Below are 18,352 nucleotides of genomic sequence, written 5' to 3' on the forward strand. Positions count from 1 at the left end.
ACCCGTGCTAAATAAAGATGTGATAAAATCGGCAAAATTTAAAAGGACGATATTGAAAGAAATTCTCATAACAAACGATGATGGATTTGAAGCAAGAGGGCTTCATGAGCTTGCTCTTGAGCTTAAAAAACTTCCTGACGTAAATGTAACCATAGTAGCGCCAAGTGCCGAAAAATCAGCCTGCGCACACTCTCTAACCCTCACAAAACCACTTAGATTTATAAAACTTGATGATGGATTTTTCAAGCTTGACGACGCAACGCCTAGCGACTGCGTATATCTTGCACTTCATGCACTTTATGCCAAAAAACCAGACCTCATAATCTCAGGCATAAACCACGGAGCAAATTTAGGAGAGGACATAACATACTCTGGAACGTGCGGTGCAGCCATGGAAGGGGTTTTGCAAGGTGTTAAAAGTATCGCATTTTCACAGTTTTATCAAAACGATAGCATAGACGTTTTAGGCTTTGACCTTGCAAGAGAAGTGGTAAAATTTATCGTTTCAAAGGTATTAAATGATGAAATTTCGCTTCCTCCAAGACAGTTTTTAAATGTAAATATCCCTGCCGTAAGCTCTAAGAATTTCAAAGGTTACGCTGTCGTTCCGGTTGGAAACCGCACCTATGCAACAAGTGCCAGTCTAAATCGCAACCCACGAGGAGTGGAGTATTACTGGCTTGGAAACGCCGCGCTTGATTATATAGACAGCACTCAAAAAACCGACCTAAGCGAGATAAATGCAGGTTTTGCAACCATAACTCCAATCATGCTTGATATGACGGCACACGATAGCCTAGAACACTTAAGAGCAAATTTAAATGTTTAAGCAAGGACAAAAATGGACAAGATAGATAGATTTACTCGCTCAAGATGGCTCTTTGGTGATGACTTTGAGAAGTTAAAAAATGCTAAAATTTTAATTTGTGGGGTTGGCGGAGTTGGCGGTATATGCGTTGACGCGCTATCTCGCGCTGGAGTTGGCAAGATAGTTATCATCGATAAAGATACCTTTGATATAACAAATCAAAACAGACAAATTTACAGCGAGGCTACAGGCGCTATAAAAGTAGATGAATTTAAAAAACGCTACGAATGCATAGAGGCGATAAATGAGCTTATCACGCCCGAATTTATACAAAATTTTGACTTTAGCGAATTTGACCTTGTTATAGACGCTATTGATGATATGAGCGCAAAAGTCGCCCTAGCGCTAAAGGTTGGCGATAAACTGATCGCTTCGATGGGAGGGGGCAAACGGATAGATGCCACAAAGGTTAAAGTAGCTTCGATTTGGAAAACAAGCGTTGATGCTTTGGCTAGAAAATACCGCTACGAGCTTAGGAAAGCCGGGTTTAACGGGGATTTTGAAGTGGTCTTTTCAACCGAAGAGCCGCGTTGTAAATCACTTGGAAGTTTTATGGGTGTTACGGCGGTTTTTGGACTAAATTTAGCCTCTCTCGCCGTTAGAAAAATTTTATCAAAAGCCTAATTACTCGAGTAAGTTTCCAGCCGGTGCATCAAATTTAACATCCTTTGGCTCATCGACAAAGGGTGGTCCTTTTGTTAAAAGGATGGTGATCTCAGACGCAACTTTTGGCTCCATTTTAGCCATAACGGTTGAAATCTTTTTAGGCTCTAAAGCATACATTATCGTTGCAGCCTGAGCCCTACTCATCTGCGATAAAACATCGGCTGCAGACTGATCTTTCATCTTTGCATAAGACTCGCTTACTTTATCCGTAGTCATCGTGCGAAGCTCTTTTAAAATTTCCTCGTTTTGTGCAACTCTTTCATCGATCTCTCTACGTTTTTGATCAACTACTCTCATGGTGGCATTTATGTCCGCTTCTTTTTTGCTAAGTTTTGCCATGGAGCTTTCATAAGCAGCTTGCGTGCTAGCGCGAAACGCCTCAAGAGCCTGGCGCTCCTCATCTATACGCTCAACCTCTTTTAAAATTTCAGCCTTTCTAGCTTCAAAAATTTGTGTGCAATCAACAGGAATATCATAAGCAAAAGTAAATTTCAGACTAACAAAAACTACAAATAAAATCCTAAGCATCAACAACCTCTTTAATAGCCTCGTTTGACCTAGATGCAAATTTCATCACGGCAAACTCATCAAGAGCCGCACTTTGCTCTCTTTGAACTCTTTTTATCTCGGTCTTAAAGTCTTCTTGCTCAAGGTATTTCATTTTTTCATAGTCCAAACTCGCGTTTTTATGCTGGTGGTTTAGATGGATGAGCTCTTTCTTGGCTAGCTCCAAGCGCTCTTTTAGCCCCTTAAGCTCATCTCGCATTATCTTTAAAAGCTCTAAATTTTGTCTCAAGTCGCTTGCGCTACCACTTCTTGGCATGTCAAATTTACTTAATGTTTGAGTAGCAAACAATACGTTGTTCTCGCATGTAACGATATTTGACCTAGCCAGGACAAGTTTGGCTTCGATCTTGTCTAAAACCTGTTTTTTAACGCGAACGACTTGAGTAAATTTACTTTTCATCTGATGATAGTGTCGCTTCTTTCAGGGCTTGTAGAGATAAGTCCTACTTTAACACCCGTTAATGCCTCTATACGCTCGATATAAGCTATCGCATTTTTTGGAAGGTCTTCATATCTTGATATACCCTTAACACTGTCCCAGCCCTCAAGCTCTTCATATATCGGAGTTGCGTTTTCAAGATCTGTCGGAACATAGTCGATAGTTTCGCCGTTATATTGATATGCTTTGCAAATTTTAACAGTTTCAAATCCATCAAGCACGTCAAGTTTCATAAGTGCAAATTTATCTACGGCGTTTAGTCTTGCAGAGTATTTTACACTAACGGCGTCAAACCAACCGCAGCGCCTTCTACGACCGGTTGTAGTGCCAAATTCCTTGCCGATATCACACATATCATCTCCGGCTTTTGTCTTATCCTCGGTAGGAAACGGTCCAAAGCCAACTCTTGTCGTATAAGCCTTTATAACTCCTACAACATCGCCTATCTCTTTTGGGTTTAGTCCAAGTCCCGTGCAAGCGCCGGCACTTATAGTGTTTGAGCTAGTTACGTAAGGATATGTTCCGTGATCAATATCAAGAAGAGTTCCTTGAGCGCCCTCTAATAAAATTTTCTTACCTTCATCGATCGCTTGCCATATAATGCGGGTTGTGTTTGCGATATACGGCTCAAGCACCTCTTTGTATCTTTTTAACTCTTCCAAAAGCTCTTGTCTATCAGGAGTTTTGATACCAAGTGCGTCAAACACGTCTTTGTTTGCCTTAAAATCACGCATAAGCGCCTCACAAAGAGCATCCGGATCTCTTAGCTCACCAACCCTATGTCCCGTGCGGCTTATCTTATCGGCATAAGTAGGTCCGATGCCTTTACCTGTAGTTCCGATAGCCTTATCGCCTTTTAGACGCTCTTTTGCTTGATCGATTAGTCCGTGATGAGCTAAATTTAAATGTGCCTTATCACTTATGTAAAGTCTTCCTTCAAGTTCGTCAAATTGCGCCATTTCGCTTATCAAAACTTCAGGGCTTACAACAACGCCGTTGCCTATTATGTTTATGATATTTTTATGCAAAATTCCGCTTGGCATAAGGTGAAGAGCGTATCTTACGCCATCTACCCAGATCGTATGACCGGCGTTGTGACCGCCTTGAGAGCGACAAACCATATCGTAAGTTTGTGATAGCATATCAACTATCTTACCCTTACCTTCATCTCCCCATTGGATACCGACAACCAAATCAGCTTTTCTCATTTTCCGTCCTTTTTAATCAATTAATTGTTCTATCAATGCATCAGTATAAACAGCAAAGCCACTACTTTGAGCGCCGTCTATTTCGTAGTTTCCACCGCCGGCAAGTATCGAATTTTGGCTTAAAAACCTAAAGAATAACTTATCATAATATCTCATTTTTGAATAATATAGCGGAACTATTCTTAAATTTTCATATTCCGAAGCCTTTGCAAGTTCTTTTAAATTTGTAAGCGGCTTTACAAGCTCTTTTGGCACAATTTTACTTACCTCGTCGATCTCTTCGGGTGATTTTAAAAGAGCTAGGCGATTTAACCAATCAACATCTTGAGCCAAAATTTGCTCTATCTGCCCGCGCTCAAAAACATCTATGGATAAATTTAAAATTTCACATATCGTATGAGGAATTTCTATGTTGCTTACTTGTAATACCGGCTTTAGCCCAAGCTCGCCTAAAAGTTTCGCAACGATCTTTAAGCTGATAGAAAGGTCACTTTCTCCGATAAGTTCAGCACCTATTTGATAAATTTCAGAGCTTGGATATCGAAAAACAGGCTGTATATAAAACCATTTCTTGCCTTTATCGCTTTTTAGCCTTCGAAGCGCTATGCGCACTACGTCTACGGTGCTATCTGCACGCAGACTTATTTGGTGGTTGGCATGATCGCTAAATCTTAAAAGCTGTGTTGCATTTACGCTTAAGTGCTGGTGATAAGAGAAAAAGGGCGTTACCATCTCACTAAAGCCTTCATCGGTCAAAATTTCACTTGCCTTTTGCTCTATCTCTCTCTTTACTTTTGCGCTTTTACCAAAATAAAGTCTACTTCCGATAGGAATTTCATGTTCATAGACATTTAAATTTTGTGTGTTTTCTCTCATTGCTTCCTCGTTTATAAATTTAAGTTCTCATCACATATTAAGCTTACTTCTTGAGCCAGTTGTATGGCGCTGGCTTCGTCGTTTGCTTCAAGCGCCGATATGAGTTTTTCTCTAATATCCATATAAATTTCATTTGTAGCTTTTAGTTTTTTGCTTATATCATCTTTTAAGATATCAAACTCAAAGTCACCCCTTATCGTCTCATCGCCAGTTAAATATAAGATGATATCGTTTGCATAACTTTTTAACTCAATATAATCCCTTAATCTTTCAAACTCACTATCGCTTATATACTCTTGTTTAACGTCATCGTCAAGTCCCTTAAATTCAAACCTCAACGCCTCATCAAGTCTTAACGGTTTTGTAAAGTAATTACCCTGGAAACACTCGTAGCCAAATCCTATAAGCGTTTCTAACATGCGTTTGTTTTCGATATTTTTTATAGTTACTTCGCGATGAAGCATATTTGAAATTTGTCTTACCATTCTTAAAATAACGATCGCACCTTTTGAGGCAAACATGCGAACAGTAAGTCTTTTGTCGGTTTTAAATCTCTCTATAGGCAATACACTAAAAGCTTCAAGCGAACTAGCACGAGAAGCAAAATCATCAAGCGAGAAATTTATCCCGTAACGCTTATATCTCTTTAAAATTTTAGAAGCTATCGGCAAATTCTCAACCGTGTTTGAGTCAACGATCTCGAATATAAGCATGCTAGTATCAAGCTTGTTGTCGCTTTCAACCAAGGCTTCAAATTTATTAAAAAACTCATCACTGCAAAGCTGCTCTATGCCCAAATTTACACATACTTTTATGTTTTTGCCGTTTTTATTCCACAGTGCGCAAGCATCTAGGGCTTTTCTAATGGCAAACAGCGCGATATCATCAAGGATGTATTGCTTTTTTATAAGAGGTAAGAAGCTATCAGGATAGCATATCTCGCCGCCGTTGTTCCAACGTATAAGCGCCTCATATCTTACAACTTGTTTTGTTTTGATATTAACTTCAGGTTGATACTCGATAAAGAATTCGTTGTTTGCAAGGGCTTTTGAAATTTTAAGTCCATCTTCGTATTGGTTTTTGAAATTTCTATCTTTTTTAACATCAAAGATATAATACCCGCCTTTTCCGGCAAGTTTTGCCTGATACATCGCCCAGTCAGCTTGCTCTAGCAAGTCATCTCCGCTTACGTTGTTCTCTTCGCTTCGCATGCTAACACCGATACTTGCGCTTACTTTTATATGACCGCCGTTATGTTCTATGTTTTCAGACGCGATACGAAGCATGTTTTGCACCATCTCGTAGACTTCGCCCTTTTTCTCATAAGGGATAAGTGCAACAAATTCATCTCCGCCTATCCTTGAGAGCATATCTTGATCGTCAAAAAGCTTGTTTATCTCGTTAGAAATTTCAAGCAGTAGCTTATCTCCTGTGTGATGACCGTAAGTTTCGTTTATCTCTCTAAAGCCGTCCATATCGATGTAGGCTACGGCTATATTTTTATGTTTTACATTCATCATCTCATCAAGTTTACGAGTGAGCAAAAATCTATTTGGAAGTTTTGTTAAAGGATCGTGATAAGCGATGTATTCAAGATAGTCTTTGTTTGCGGCAAAGTCATTTATAGAAGAGACGATCACAACATAACAAAATACATTTGCGTCATTATCCCTTAGTTCTGAAACATTGACGGTTTCAAGTCTATTTTCGCCGTTTTTATGTCTGCTCCAAATTTTACTCTGTATAGTTCCTTGAGCTTTTACAGCAGGTAAAATTCTATCCTTAAACTCAACCCCTTTTATCTCAGAGATATTTTTGCTAAGAACCTCTTCTTGCTCGTGTCCGGACATATTTAAAAACGCTTCATTGGCGTCTATGATGTTAAAATTTAGATCAATTATAGCTATGCCATCTTTTGCGTATGAAAAAACAGAAGACAACATCTGCTGATATATCAAGAACTGCTGGTCTTTCATGATATTTCTAAAGACGCCGTTTATGATAAGAGGCTTGCCGTCATCGCTAAATTCTAAATTTTTGCCTCGCATATTTATCCAAACTACGCTTCTATCTCTGGCATAAAATTTAATATCGCTCATATATGAGCCGTCTTCAAGCTTCATCTCGTCAAAAAAGCTTTCAAAATCATTAACGTAATCAACCGCAAGCTCTCTTATGCGCTTAATGTCGATTATCCCCAGGTCGCTTTTAGAGTTATATCCTAACATCTTGGCGAATTCGTCGCTAGTTTGTATCTCCTTGCTTTGTGCATCATAAGTCCATGCCACCGACGATGAAGCCCAAAGAACATTTTTATATTTTTTTATCTCAAGCTCGTATCTATCTTGAAGTTGCTGTTCGTCCGTTAAGTCGCTAAAAGAGTAGACGATCTTACTAATGTCATTGTCGTCATCGAGTATAAATTTAGCATATACTTTAAAAAACAACTTTTTACCATCAGCTGTTATCACACCCGTGTTTAGCCTTACGCTATCAGAAACATTTTTGTTTAATGTAAATAACCTAATACCTACCTCGATAGCGCTAACAAAATTCATCAAACTCTCTTGAGTGATAAAATTTCTAACATCAAACGAAAAGCTAAATTCCTTATCTTCTGCTATACCTAAAATTTTATTAGTATTATTTGTAAATTGTTTTATCACAAACGGCTCGCTTGCATCAGCGATCATCATCATATTTGGCGAGACAAATATATACTTTTGCAAAATTTCATTTATCTTGCTTTCGTTTTCTACACCGGTAATGTCTCTCATAACAGAAAATGCAAGGCGTTGGTTGTCTATCTCTATATTTGAAACAACCACGCTCATATCGCGTAATTCGCCGTTTTTAAGAAGGTGTTTTGTTTTAAATGGCTTTAAATTTTCTATACTGCTTCTTCTGTCATAAAACATATCAGCAAATGTCGAGTATACAATGTCCCTGATATTTAAGCTAAGCATCTCCTCCATGCTATATCCGTAAACATCTAACGCCTTGTTGCTTACATTTACGATATCTCCCGTATATGCGTCATATACTATGATATTTAAAAAACTCTGTTCAAACACATATCCAAAGCGTTTTTTATACGCCTCAAGAGCCATCTTAGCTTCATCGAGCTCTTTGTAAAGATCTGTTATGCCGTCGTTTATGGTTAGGATATCACCTGTGATATTTTGCGTATCTAGCTTATTTTTTTTATTTGATAAAAACCTAACAAGTTCGCCCAGCGGGGCTAGAAAGTCATTTCTAATATACTTTATATCTTTTATCCACAAAAAGATAAAAGCAATAAAGCTTATAAAACTTATAGATAAAAGTATCGCTTGATAAAGTATCTCACCGTGTTTTGTAGATCTTGATATAACAAAAATTTTATACGCCTCGATATAGCTTATCGTTTCGTATCTCATCTGTGTTAGTGAAAATATACCTCTTGTGTTGCCAAATTCCTCACCAAATTTTATATAAGCATCATATCTGTCTTTATCGTATGTTTGGGCAAAATTGCTTGTTAGTAAATTTCCGTTTCTATCAACAACATATGCTATATCGTTGCTTTGACTTAAAGCGTTATTTAGGCTTAAATTTAAAAGCTTTAGATCTATCTGAACGATAATCTTCTTGCCGTTATTTAGCTCGTATGAGGCATATACGGCCTCTAGCGCACCATCTTTATAAAATCTTCTTGAGAGAGAAAAGTATTGAAAATGCGGAAGCTGTATCCAAGGTATATTAAAGCTTTTTAAAGGGGTTGCATCTTCAAATTCACGCTTATACAGCAAATTTGCGTCTTCATCTATAATATAAAACGCGTTATAAAATTCTCGTAGAGTTTTATCGGTTATAAGACTATACTCTTTTTGAAGACCGGAATTTAGAATTTTAGCCTTCATAGCAAGGTCGTCTTCTATGACCCTAAAGTTTCTATTTATGGCGAAATTTATATCGGTGTTTAGCTTTTCAAGATCACGCGCGATATTGCTGTCTTTAAAGCTGATTAAGAAAAAGCAAAGAGCGACAAACGCAACCAATGCGAGTAAATTTTCGATATAAAGTTTTTTTATTACCTGCCAACTTGTTTTGCCGACTATACTTTTTTGCATAAACTTTAAAACCCTTCAGTATTTTAAGTTTGTAAGGATTGATTCTATCAAAACTTTACTTGTTTTAGCATAAGTTGCGCGCTTTTAGTGTCTTTTTAAACCAAATTTATCAGACTTTTCCCACTTTGTCTTGTTTTAACCTCACCAACCACGCTTGTGTAGTCATACCCTACATCCTTTAGTCTATCAAAGGCTTTATTTGCGTCTTTTTCATCCACTGCCAAAAGTAGTCCGCCCGAAGTTTGTGCATCATAAAGCAAAATATCCGCATCGCCGTTTACAAATTTACTTGCAAATTCACGGTTTTTATAGCTGCCTTCAGGCAAAAGTCCGATGTTTGCCATCTCGTAAACACTCTTTAAGATCGGTATATTTTTAGTATAAATTTCAAACGATATATCATCTCTTCCCATTTCGCTCAAATGCCCCAAAAAGCCAAATCCTGTTACATCCGTAGCTGCATTTACACGAACTTCACTCATCGCACCAACTGCATAGAAATTTAAGTGAGCCATATGAAAAGCAGCCTCTTTTATCTGCTCTAAACCTAAAAATCCACCCTTTATCGCTGTGCTTAAAACACCCATACCAAGCGGTTTTGTTAGGATTAATACATCTCCGACTTTTGCGGTGTTGTTTGCCCAAAATTTCTTTGGATGAACCCTACCGGTAACGCTAAGACCATAATACATCTCAGGAGTTGCTATGCTATGTCCGCCGACTATCACGCCACCACACTCTCTCACCTTATCGGCACCGCCGGCCATTATCTCGGTTAAAATTTCCTCGCTTAAGTTGCAACTATCAAAACCAACAATGTTTAAAGCATTGATCACCTGTGCGCCCATGGCAAAAACATCGCTTAACGAATTTGCCGCGGCTATCTGCCCGTAAATAAACGGATCGTTTACCACAGGCGTTATAAAGTCAAGCGTCTGAACAAGCGCCAGGTCTTCGCTTAACTTAAAAACACTAGCATCTTCATTGCTATTTGTTGATGAGATTAAATTTTCGTGAGCTAAATTTAGTGTGCCTATACTTTTGTTTAGACCCGCCGGGTCAAGTTTGGCAGCTCAACCCGCGGCACGAACAAATTTGGTCAGTTGTTTATCGTTATAAATCATAATTTTATCGTATCAAACCTACTTAGTAAATCAGCAACTTCAAAAGCATTTGTTATCTCACCTATGGCTAATTTATCAACTAATCTATAAGCTTCAAGGCAGCTTCCGCAACTAAGAATTTTAACCCCTGCGTTTTCTAGGTCTTTTAATGCTTTAAAGCTAACATGTCCGCGATCAGTCGTCATTTTAACGGCGTTATTTACAAGTAAAACCGCATAAGGCTTAGTCTCAACCTGCATAAATGCACCTAAAAATTTTGACAATAAAGTTTCACCAACCGGTCCGCTACCTGTTCTATCTTCGTTAAGATAGATGACTTTTCCTGGTTTTTTGCTTACGATCTCGCAGCTGTATTCATCTAAATTTACGTCAGAAATTTCGCCGTTTTTTACGGTTTTTATAAGAGTTTCGCCGTTTGCAAGGTCGCTTAGGCTAAATTTTTGATTTTGGTTTTTTAAAAATCTCGATATATTTTCGCGTGGGGCAAGCGAATTTACCAAGATTTCAAGCTCTTCGCCGTCTTTTAAGCCTTCAATGGCATTTTTAGTTCTAATAACCGGCTCAGGGCACTCTAAATTTCTACAGTCTAATTGCATGTTTTTCCTTTAAAATTTGATTTATTCAAGACTTGAATCTTATTTGTATTTTTAAATTTATCTTCTAGTTTTTCTAACCGCTTCTAGTAAAATTTCAAACCCGTGCTTACTTGAATTTTCAACATCGGCAAGCACGCTAACACCATCTTTTTTGCTACTTTTGTCGCCAAAAAGCGTAACTGCTTTTTGCAACCCTTTATGCACGTTGTCATGATGTTTTGCCACTTCATCTATCACACGAGAGTTGTTTGATAAAATTTGCTTGATATGTTCGCTAAACCACCTGCCAAAACGGCAATTAACATGATCTGACATATCTACTTTTTCGCCGTAAAGAAAGTTCTTATATGCCGATAGTTTTAAATTTATATGATCTATCTTTCCGTTGCTGATATTTATCTCGTTTGTTACGTTCATGGTTTGATTTAGGATATCATCCGTGTTTGTTTTTACATCTTCGATATTGCTTTGAAATTCACCCAAAGTCGTTGAGACCTCTTGCGAAAGACTGATAAATTTCTCCGCTATCTCAGTCATGGAGTTAGCATTTTGTTTAAGTCCGTTTATGTTTACTTCAACCTCTTGAGTCGCCTTTTGCGTTCTTTCGGCAAGCTTTCTAACTTCATCGGCAACCACGGCAAAACCTCGTCCGTGTTCGCCGGCACGAGCAGCCTCGATAGCAGCGTTTAAAGCAAGTAAATTTGTCTGATCGGATATGTCTTTGATTAAATTTATTATCTCAACGATAGAGTCCACACTTGAGTTTAGACTAGAAACATTAGTGTGCAAAACATCGCTTGAGCCTTGCACATCTTGCATTGATTTTACAACCGCTACAACTCTCTCTTGAAGCCCCTTGGTCTTGCCGAAGGTTTCGTTATTTAGGCTATTTACACTACCTAGCATCAATAGATTTTCCTCCATAGTGCCTTGCAGGAAATTTATACCGTCCGCATAGCTATTTATTAAAAGATCGATAATGTTTTGCTTTAACTTCTCTTTATCGCTTTGTTTATTATCTGCGCTTTTAAGGCTTGAAATTTGGGACTTTAGGGCATCTATTTCATGCTTTAAAGCACTGTTTTCTTCGTTTAAAAGACGCAATTTTTCATTTGTTTCATCCAGTCTTTTGCCACTGCCAAACATGCAAACCTCCTAGAGATTGATATATTTTTATGTATTTTACAATATTTTGTATAAAAGGTAGTATACGGGAGTAAATTTATAAGGATTAATCGGGTCTTTTGCAACCCGACGGGTTTATTTTACGAAATTAGCCTCAAGCCACTTTTGAGCAGCTTCATAGCTTTCAAATTTACCGCTTTTAGCAACTTGTGCAGCGCCTTCATAAAAGCGGATGCGGATGCCGTCTTGGACATTATCTATCTTTACTCTTGTTATGCGATCGGTGTTTAGATACACACGGTCATTTAGCTTAATAAACATACTTTCTCCTTTATATAAATTTCAAACTTATATTACATGATTTTATATATTTAAATGCTTATAAAGCTTGATTTTACGGTATTTGGCTTAAATTTGTTACGAATGTAAATTCTGCATTTTAGGCATATAAATCCTGCCGTTTTAGCATAATTTTTAAAGAGTAAATTTAACCAAAATACAAATCATGACACTACAATAAGCACGCTGTTTGAAAGTTTACTTTACCCCAAAGCCAAAAACGTAAAATTTAACAGTAAAAAGCATTAAGAACTGATGAGATGAACGTATTTCAAAAGCCAACGGCTTAAATTTGGTATCACTTTACCGAAGAATTGGTATTAAAAAGCATTTTACAAGCATCAAGATAAATTTAACTTTTGCGCAAAACTTAAAAATTTTGCCACAAGAAGTCACATTTAGAGTCTAAAAATTTTGAGTTTTCAAACCAGATTTATTGGCTTGGCTTAAAAATTTTAATTATTTTTTGCTAACTCTATCTTTTTGATCATTTAAAAACAGCTCTTTAAAGCGGTTATTTGCATAGTCTTCTATGTCTCTTTGAAGCTGCTTGTATGCATTTATAAGCTCATAAGCACGTGGATTTAACGTAGTTCCGGCACTTCCGCCGCCGCCTTGTTTTGTGTTTACAAGATCTTCGTCTAAATTTTTAGCCAAAATTTGCAAGTGAGTCCAGCATTTTTTATAGTTCATGCCTAAAATTTCAGCCGCTTTTACTATGCTGCCCGATTCCGCTATAACTTCAAGAACTTCAGTTTTTCCCTTGCCAAAGAGCAACTCGCCTTCGCTGTTTTCTATCCAAGTCTTTGTTTTTACGATCATCTTCTTTCCTTTTTTTTCTTTAAAGCAGCCAAGCTGACAGTATTTTACATCGATATTGTAATCACGCAAAGTTGAACGGATCTTTTTCATGCCAACGCCCTTTGCCGCGTCTCTAGCATCTTTGCAAGTTATACGACACTTCTCGTCAAGCATGGGCTGAAGGTTTTTGTATGCCATTACACTACCAAATTCCAAAGGCAACTTGCCAAACTGACCAAGCTCACAAGCGTCTATTTTTACACCCATTTGCGTTGCCGTATCTCCAACAAGAGCAACGTCTACTTGGAGCTTATCGGCTATTTTAAATGCAACTCCGCAGTCAAGCCTACCGTTTTTATTTTTAAATTTTTCTATATATTCTTGCACTTTATCAAGCATAGACACGCTCCGCTCCGCTATAAACGTTTAAATTTTCTCCTCTTACAAAACCGCAAAGAGTTAAGTTAAATCTTCTTGCGATAAGCACACCTAGACTGGTTGGAGCCGTTCTTGAAACAAGCACCGCGATAGAATTTGTAACAGCCTTTACTACCATTTCAGAGCTTAACCTTCCGCTTACCATCAAAATTCCATCTCTTAAATTTGCACCATCCATCACGGCCTTACCTATGGCTTTGTCTATAGTATTATGCTGGGCTATATCTTCGCCGATATAAAATTTATCCCCTATCATGAGTTTTGCGGTATGAACGCAACCTGTCTTTTCATAAAGGTCACACTGGGTGTAAAATTCACCCATTTGCTTTGAAATTTCAGAGCGTTTAAATTTTATATCATTTTGTATAACTTTGGCTTTCATGTTTGCAGGATTTACACTAGCAGTTACACTTCTACCACAACCGCTTATGATCACATTTTCCGTAGTTAAAATGTTTAAACTTCCCTCATCTATACGCGCGGTTATGTTTAATGCTAACTCAGCTTCGTTAAAATCTATATGTTCTATATCAGAGTAAGATTTAATTATATTTTCACTTAAAAGATAACCTATCCCAAGAGCTTCTACGTCTGTAGGTGTTGCCATCATAGAGCCTGCTTTGGCACCGTTAACATTTATATCAAGTTTGATCTCTCTTACAAGTATGTCATCGCATTCGAAACTATCGTTTGACTTAAATTTTGTTATCTTTGTAGTAAAAATAGGTTGCATATTTACCTTTTGAAGAAAAAAGGGCTTTAGAGTAAAGCCCTTTTAAGTGTTTTATTTTAGTTTATCGTAAACTTTCTCGTAGTCAGATACGGGAATTTTATTTTTAGAGACAAGCTCTTGATACCAGTAATGGTGAAGTACATATACCTCTTCTTCCTCTTTGTATCCATTTACCATAGACCAAATAGCTCCATGGATAGCAATAGCTGCCATATAGATGTGAACTAGGAAGAATACCGCACAAACGATACCCAAGATATTATGTATGATTACACTCCAGCGAAGAACTTCGATCTGTGAAATTCCAAGCCAGTCAGCTACCGGAACCGCTTTAAAGTCAAGAAAATACATCGCAGCACCTGTTGCTATCATAACTAAACCGCCAGGTATAGCAACCCAGTACCATGCCTTTTGACCGGCATTAAATTTACCTGCCGGAACAGGACGTTTTTTCTTAGACAAATATCCGCCTACTATGAACATCCAGCGGATATCATAAACCGCAGGAAGCATTCTAATAGTCCAGTAAAATATCATAGGAAATACTGAGATCGTAAAGAAAACAGTAGCGATAACGTGTAAATCTTGCATGAAATTTACAAATGCACCGCCGCCAAATGAGCTACCCCACATCATAATTATACCGGTAGGAACCAATATAACCCATGAAAGAGCAGCAATACCGTGAGAAATTCTCTCAACTATGTCAAACGCATAAACTTTTTTACCGTCGTGGCTAAAGTGTTTTGGACCGATGATTAAAAAGTGCAGGATAAATGCACCAATAACCGCCAAAATAATCGCTACAACGCCGTAAGCAAAGTAGTTATTTCCTTGGATGAATGTAAAAATTTCACCCATTCCGCCTTCGTAACCTTTTATGTTTTCAACTCTACCCGCAGCCCAAACATTACTGTCATACTGATTTGTTCCATCAGGTAAATGCAAAGCAAAAGCACTCATTACACAGGCAATAAAAGCTAATATTACTCTCATACTCTGTCCTTTGTATAATACGCGATTTTCCATGTCGGAGATTCTTTGATGTTTTTAACACCATATCCTCTTGCGCTGACCCGATCAAGATAAATCTGCTCTATTATATCAGATTCTCCCACAAGTAAAGCTTTTGTCGAACACATAGCCGCGCAAACAGGCACTTTTCCTTCTGCTATACGATTTTGACCATACTCTTCAAATTCATGCTCTGAATTTGTTTGGATATTAACACCGCCGGCACACATAGTACATTTATCCATGCTACCTTTTGCACCAAAAACACCCTCTCTAGGGAATTGTGGAGCACCGAAAGGACAAGCATATAAGCAGTAACCGCAACCTATACAAACCTCTTTATCGTGAAGAACGATACCATCAGGACGTATAACAAAGCAGTCAACCGGACAAACAAGCGAACAAGGCGCATCTTCGCAGTGCATACAAGCTATAGACGTAGATACCTCTTTGCCTATAACTCCTTCGTTTAGCGTAATAACACGGCGTCTTCTAACGCCGATAGGAAGCTCGTGAGCCTCATCACATGCGACCGCACAACCGTTGCAGTCAATACAACGGTCGTTGTCACAGTAAAATTTTAGTCTATTATTTTGATTAAATTCGCTCATCATAGTCTCCTTACGCCTTCTCTATCCTACACAAACCACCTTTTGTTTCAGGGATTTGAGTAACAATATCATATCCGTAATTCGCAACAGTGTTTGCACTCTCGCCTACGGCAAAAGGTTTAGTTCCATCAGGGAAATTTCCCGTCATATCAACGCCCTGCATAACACCCGTAAAGTGGAATGGCAAGAACACCATACCAGGAAGAACAGACGGAACAACACGTGCCTTGACTTTTATCTTCGTGCCTTCAGGTGAATGTATCCATATCATATCGCCGTCTTTAAGATTATAATCTTTAGCCATATCAGGATGGATGTCGGCAAACATTTCAGGTGTTAGTCTTGCTAGGTATTTACTAGCTCTAGTTTCCATACCTGCACCACTCATATTTACTAAGCGAGCAGTTATTAAGTTTACAGGAAATTCTTTTGAGAAATCCTTGCTTAGCTGCAAGCTCTTGTATTGAGTATGAACACGATAGTGGTTTGGCTTATCTTCAAAGTTTGGATACTTTTGCGCTAGGTCATGACGTGGTGAGTGCAATGGCTCTCTGTGTTTTGGAATTTGATCGACAAATGTCCAAACAATAGTTCTAGCTCTTGCATTTCCATATGGAGCAATGCCCTTTTCCATACATTTTTTAGCGATTATACCACTTCCGTCAGTCGCCCATGTAGCGCCCATTGCTTCACGCTCTTCATCGGTTAGAGTTATGCCAAGCACTGCTTCGATATTTGCTTTTGTTATTTGAGGATAACCGCCGTTTACAACACCCCCAACAGGAGCAGAGCCCTCAGCTGCCAACTGGCTAACACCGTTGTGCTCTAGTCCAAAGCGATTTCTAAAGCCCATACCGCCTTTCATAACAGGAACATCTACGTTATATAGTATCGGGCTGCCTGGGTGATCTTCTGTCCAGCAAGGCCATGGAAGTCCGTAGTACTCTCCCTCAACAGGAGTTCCTGGTTTACCAAGAAGTGTTTTCTCGTCAAATTTATCCCAGTTTTCTTGGTGATTTTTTAGTCTTTCAGGCGTCCAACCGGTAAGGCCGATAGATTTTACTATTTTTGCTATTTCGCGAGTTGCTGCTTCAGGCCATTCAATGTTACCGTTTGCATCACGGATAGTGCGAGTTAGTTCATCATAGAATCCCAAACGCTTAGCTAGCTCAAATAAAATTTCATGATCCGGTTTGCTTTCATACATTGCGTTAGAAATTTTGCTTCTCCATTGACCGCTTCTGTTTGTAGCTACAACTGTTCCGCTGTTTTCAAACTGTGATGTAGCAGGAAGTAAAAATACATTATCTTTTTTGTTTGTTATAATTCCCGCTTCATTTACAAATGGATCGGCTAAAACCAAAAGCTCCAACGCGTCAAGACCCTCTTGAACCTTAACTTGTTGAGCAGTTGAAGTTATACCGTTGCCTATAACAACAAGAGCCTTTAGTGCATCTCCCGCATTTTCTATCGCATCATTTCCATCTTTGCCGTTTAATGCGCCTGCCCACCATCTAGCTAGTGTAAAGCCGGGTTTAAACATCCATTCAGGTTTGATGTAATTTTTTTGTAACCATTCGTATTCTACGCCCCACATTTTGGCAAAATACTTCCAAGTTTCTTCATTTTTAGCATAATAACCAGGTAAGCTATCAGGAGCATTTGCCATATCGCTAGCACCTTGAACGTTATCGTGACCGCGAAGGATGTTACAGCCGCCGCCCTCTTTACCCATGTTGCCTATAACTAATTGCAAAATAGAAGCTATACGAGTATTTGAACTACCGATAGTGTGTTGTGTTAGACCCATTGCCCATACTACACATCCGGGTTTGTTTTTAGCAAAAGCTTCTGTTACTTCAAGTAGTTTTTCAGGCTTGCAGCCGGTTACATCCTCAACTACTTCAGGTGTCCAGTGCTCAGCCTCTTTACGAATTTCATCCATTCCATAAACACGATCTTCGATAAATTTCTTATCTTCCCAGCCGTTTTTAAAGATCAAATGCATCATACCATACATAAACGGTATGTCTGTTCCAGGACGAATTTGAGCAAAAATATCAGCTTTTGCCGCAGTTCTTGTGTATCTTGGTTCAACTACGATTAGTTTCGCACCGTTGTTTTCTTTAGCCTTTAAAAAGTGTCTAAAACCAACAGGGTGATTTACCGCTGGGTTTGCACCTATTATAAATATAGATTTTGAGTTTTGGATATCTCCAAGGTGGTTTGTCATTGCGCCATAACCCCACGTATTCGCCACACCGGCGACTGTTGCGCTATGTCAAATTCTTGCTTGGTGATCTAAGTTATTTGTCCCAAACATTGCAGCAAATTTACTGATGTAGTAACTTTGCTCGTTGCTATCTTTTGCAGATCCTAAGAACATTACTTGTTCAGGGTTTTTCTCTCTATATTTTTTTAGTTGTTCAGCTATTCTATCAAACGCTTCGGTATAGCTTATGCGTTTCCATTTGCCGTTTTCTTTTACCATAGGGTATTTTACACGACAATGTGAACGTACCATATCGATAACGTCGCTTCCCTTACAGCAGTGTCCGCCTGCGCTTATCGGGTGATCTTGTGCTACCTCTTGGCGTACCCAAACTCCGTCTACGACTTCGCCCATTACACCACAGCCTACAGAGCAAATACTGCAAATCGATTTAACCATTTTTGAACCCGGATATGGGTTGCCTATCTCATGAGCCGTAGCTTTTCTAACGGCATCACTAGCAAATGCGCTACCTGCACCGGCAATAGCACCCAAGGATGCCATTTTAAGAAAAGAGCGTCTGCCCACTAAAGGCGATGCATTTTCTATCATTTCCTCTTCCT

The 18,352-nt window shown here is 38.6% G+C and carries 16 protein-coding genes; 2 read left to right on the forward strand and 14 right to left on the reverse strand.

Annotated elements, in window-relative coordinates; genetic code table 11:
• The first annotated feature begins 52 nt into the window (after positions 1-52).
• Both surE and CCAL_RS07825 read left to right on the forward strand, forming a co-directional pair.
• Positions 53-829, forward strand: coding sequence for a 5'/3'-nucleotidase SurE (surE, locus tag CCAL_RS07820; RefSeq protein ID WP_169936732.1), 777 nt, complete (start codon positions 53-55; stop codon positions 827-829).
• Positions 830-841: 12 nt separating this feature from the next.
• Positions 842-1,492: a tRNA threonylcarbamoyladenosine dehydratase gene (locus CCAL_RS07825; protein WP_170015820.1), complete on the forward strand. Its 651-nt coding sequence runs from the start codon at positions 842-844 to the stop codon at positions 1,490-1,492.
• On the opposite strand, the gene CCAL_RS07830 is transcribed toward CCAL_RS07825, so the two are convergent.
• From CCAL_RS07830 to CCAL_RS07895, 14 genes are all read right to left on the reverse strand, one after another.
• Positions 1,493-2,062 carry a MotE family protein gene (locus CCAL_RS07830; RefSeq protein ID WP_169936735.1) on the reverse strand — a complete coding sequence of 190 codons (570 nt, stop codon included), beginning with the start codon at positions 2,060-2,062 and terminating at the stop codon, positions 1,493-1,495.
• Positions 2,055-2,501: a flagellar export protein FliJ gene (locus tag CCAL_RS07835; protein ID WP_169936737.1), complete on the reverse strand. Its 447-nt coding sequence runs from the start codon at positions 2,499-2,501 to the stop codon at positions 2,055-2,057. Before CCAL_RS07835 ends, CCAL_RS07830 begins: the two co-directional genes overlap by 8 nt.
• On the reverse strand, positions 2,498-3,748 hold the full coding sequence (locus tag CCAL_RS07840; protein ID WP_169971983.1) for an adenylosuccinate synthase: 1,251 nt from the start codon (positions 3,746-3,748) through the stop codon (positions 2,498-2,500). Before CCAL_RS07840 ends, CCAL_RS07835 begins: the two co-directional genes overlap by 4 nt.
• 12 nt (positions 3,749-3,760) lie before the next feature.
• Positions 3,761-4,624, reverse strand: a complete 864-nt coding sequence (locus tag CCAL_RS07845; protein WP_170015822.1) for an ATP phosphoribosyltransferase regulatory subunit — start codon at positions 4,622-4,624, stop codon at positions 3,761-3,763.
• A gap of 11 nt (positions 4,625-4,635) precedes the next feature.
• A complete protein-coding gene (locus tag CCAL_RS07850) occupies positions 4,636-8,736 on the reverse strand; it encodes an EAL domain-containing protein (protein ID WP_170015824.1) in 4,101 nt (1,366 codons plus the stop codon).
• Positions 8,737-8,831: 95 nt separating this feature from the next.
• Positions 8,832-9,857, reverse strand: coding sequence for a selenide, water dikinase SelD (gene selD / locus CCAL_RS07855; RefSeq protein ID WP_170015979.1), 1,026 nt, complete (start codon positions 9,855-9,857; stop codon positions 8,832-8,834).
• Positions 9,857-10,456 carry a sulfurtransferase-like selenium metabolism protein YedF gene (gene yedF / locus CCAL_RS07860; protein ID WP_170015826.1) on the reverse strand — a complete coding sequence of 200 codons (600 nt, stop codon included), beginning with the start codon at positions 10,454-10,456 and terminating at the stop codon, positions 9,857-9,859. Before yedF ends, selD begins: the two co-directional genes overlap by 1 nt.
• A gap of 57 nt (positions 10,457-10,513) precedes the next feature.
• On the reverse strand, positions 10,514-11,602 hold the full coding sequence (locus CCAL_RS07865; protein WP_170015828.1) for a methyl-accepting chemotaxis protein: 1,089 nt from the start codon (positions 11,600-11,602) through the stop codon (positions 10,514-10,516).
• Between the two features lie 114 nt (positions 11,603-11,716).
• Complete coding sequence (locus tag CCAL_RS07870; protein WP_169936749.1) at positions 11,717-11,902, reverse strand: sodium-dependent tyrosine transporter; 186 nt, start codon at positions 11,900-11,902, stop codon at positions 11,717-11,719.
• A 477-nt stretch (positions 11,903-12,379) separates the two neighbouring features.
• Positions 12,380-13,120, reverse strand: a complete 741-nt coding sequence (locus tag CCAL_RS07875) for a winged helix-turn-helix domain-containing protein (protein WP_169936751.1) — start codon at positions 13,118-13,120, stop codon at positions 12,380-12,382.
• A complete protein-coding gene (gene fdhD, locus CCAL_RS07880) occupies positions 13,113-13,892 on the reverse strand; it encodes a formate dehydrogenase accessory sulfurtransferase FdhD (RefSeq protein ID WP_169936754.1) in 780 nt (259 codons plus the stop codon). Before fdhD ends, CCAL_RS07875 begins: the two co-directional genes overlap by 8 nt.
• Positions 13,893-13,943: 51 nt before the next feature.
• Positions 13,944-14,888: a formate dehydrogenase subunit gamma gene (locus tag CCAL_RS07885; protein ID WP_170015830.1), complete on the reverse strand. Its 945-nt coding sequence runs from the start codon at positions 14,886-14,888 to the stop codon at positions 13,944-13,946.
• On the reverse strand, positions 14,885-15,517 hold the full coding sequence (gene fdh3B, locus CCAL_RS07890; RefSeq protein WP_169936758.1) for a formate dehydrogenase FDH3 subunit beta: 633 nt from the start codon (positions 15,515-15,517) through the stop codon (positions 14,885-14,887). Before fdh3B ends, CCAL_RS07885 begins: the two co-directional genes overlap by 4 nt.
• Before the next feature lie 10 nt (positions 15,518-15,527).
• Complete coding sequence (locus CCAL_RS07895; protein ID WP_170015832.1) at positions 15,528-18,341, reverse strand: formate dehydrogenase subunit alpha; 2,814 nt, start codon at positions 18,339-18,341, stop codon at positions 15,528-15,530.
• Positions 18,342-18,352: the final 11 nt, after the last annotated feature.

The sequence above is a fragment of the Campylobacter sp. RM6914 genome (assembly GCF_004803835.1).
In the GTDB taxonomy this organism is placed as follows: domain Bacteria; phylum Campylobacterota; class Campylobacteria; order Campylobacterales; family Campylobacteraceae; genus Campylobacter_A; species Campylobacter_A californiensis.

Excerpts from the sequence above, each read along its gene's own strand:
- CCAL_RS07825 (WP_170015820.1), top strand. The coding sequence starts at position 842 with ATGGACAAGATAGATAGATTTACTCGCTCAAGATGGCTCTTTGGTGAT.
- CCAL_RS07830 (WP_169936735.1), bottom strand. The coding sequence starts at position 2,062 with ATGCTTAGGATTTTATTTGTAGTTTTTGTTAGTCTGAAATTTACTTTT.
- CCAL_RS07835 (WP_169936737.1), bottom strand. The coding sequence starts at position 2,501 with ATGAAAAGTAAATTTACTCAAGTCGTTCGCGTTAAAAAACAGGTTTTA.
- CCAL_RS07840 (WP_169971983.1), bottom strand. The coding sequence starts at position 3,748 with ATGAGAAAAGCTGATTTGGTTGTCGGTATCCAATGGGGAGATGAAGGT.
- CCAL_RS07845 (WP_170015822.1), bottom strand. The coding sequence starts at position 4,624 with ATGAGAGAAAACACACAAAATTTAAATGTCTATGAACATGAAATTCCT.
- CCAL_RS07850 (WP_170015824.1), bottom strand. The coding sequence starts at position 8,736 with ATGCAAAAAAGTATAGTCGGCAAAACAAGTTGGCAGGTAATAAAAAAA.
- yedF (WP_170015826.1), bottom strand. The coding sequence starts at position 10,456 with ATGCAATTAGACTGTAGAAATTTAGAGTGCCCTGAGCCGGTTATTAGA.
- CCAL_RS07865 (WP_170015828.1), bottom strand. The coding sequence starts at position 11,602 with ATGTTTGGCAGTGGCAAAAGACTGGATGAAACAAATGAAAAATTGCGT.
- CCAL_RS07870 (WP_169936749.1), bottom strand. The coding sequence starts at position 11,902 with ATGTTTATTAAGCTAAATGACCGTGTGTATCTAAACACCGATCGCATA.
- CCAL_RS07875 (WP_169936751.1), bottom strand. The coding sequence starts at position 13,120 with ATGCTTGATAAAGTGCAAGAATATATAGAAAAATTTAAAAATAAAAAC.
- fdhD (WP_169936754.1), bottom strand. The coding sequence starts at position 13,892 with ATGCAACCTATTTTTACTACAAAGATAACAAAATTTAAGTCAAACGAT.
- CCAL_RS07885 (WP_170015830.1), bottom strand. The coding sequence starts at position 14,888 with ATGAGAGTAATATTAGCTTTTATTGCCTGTGTAATGAGTGCTTTTGCT.
- fdh3B (WP_169936758.1), bottom strand. The coding sequence starts at position 15,517 with ATGAGCGAATTTAATCAAAATAATAGACTAAAATTTTACTGTGACAAC.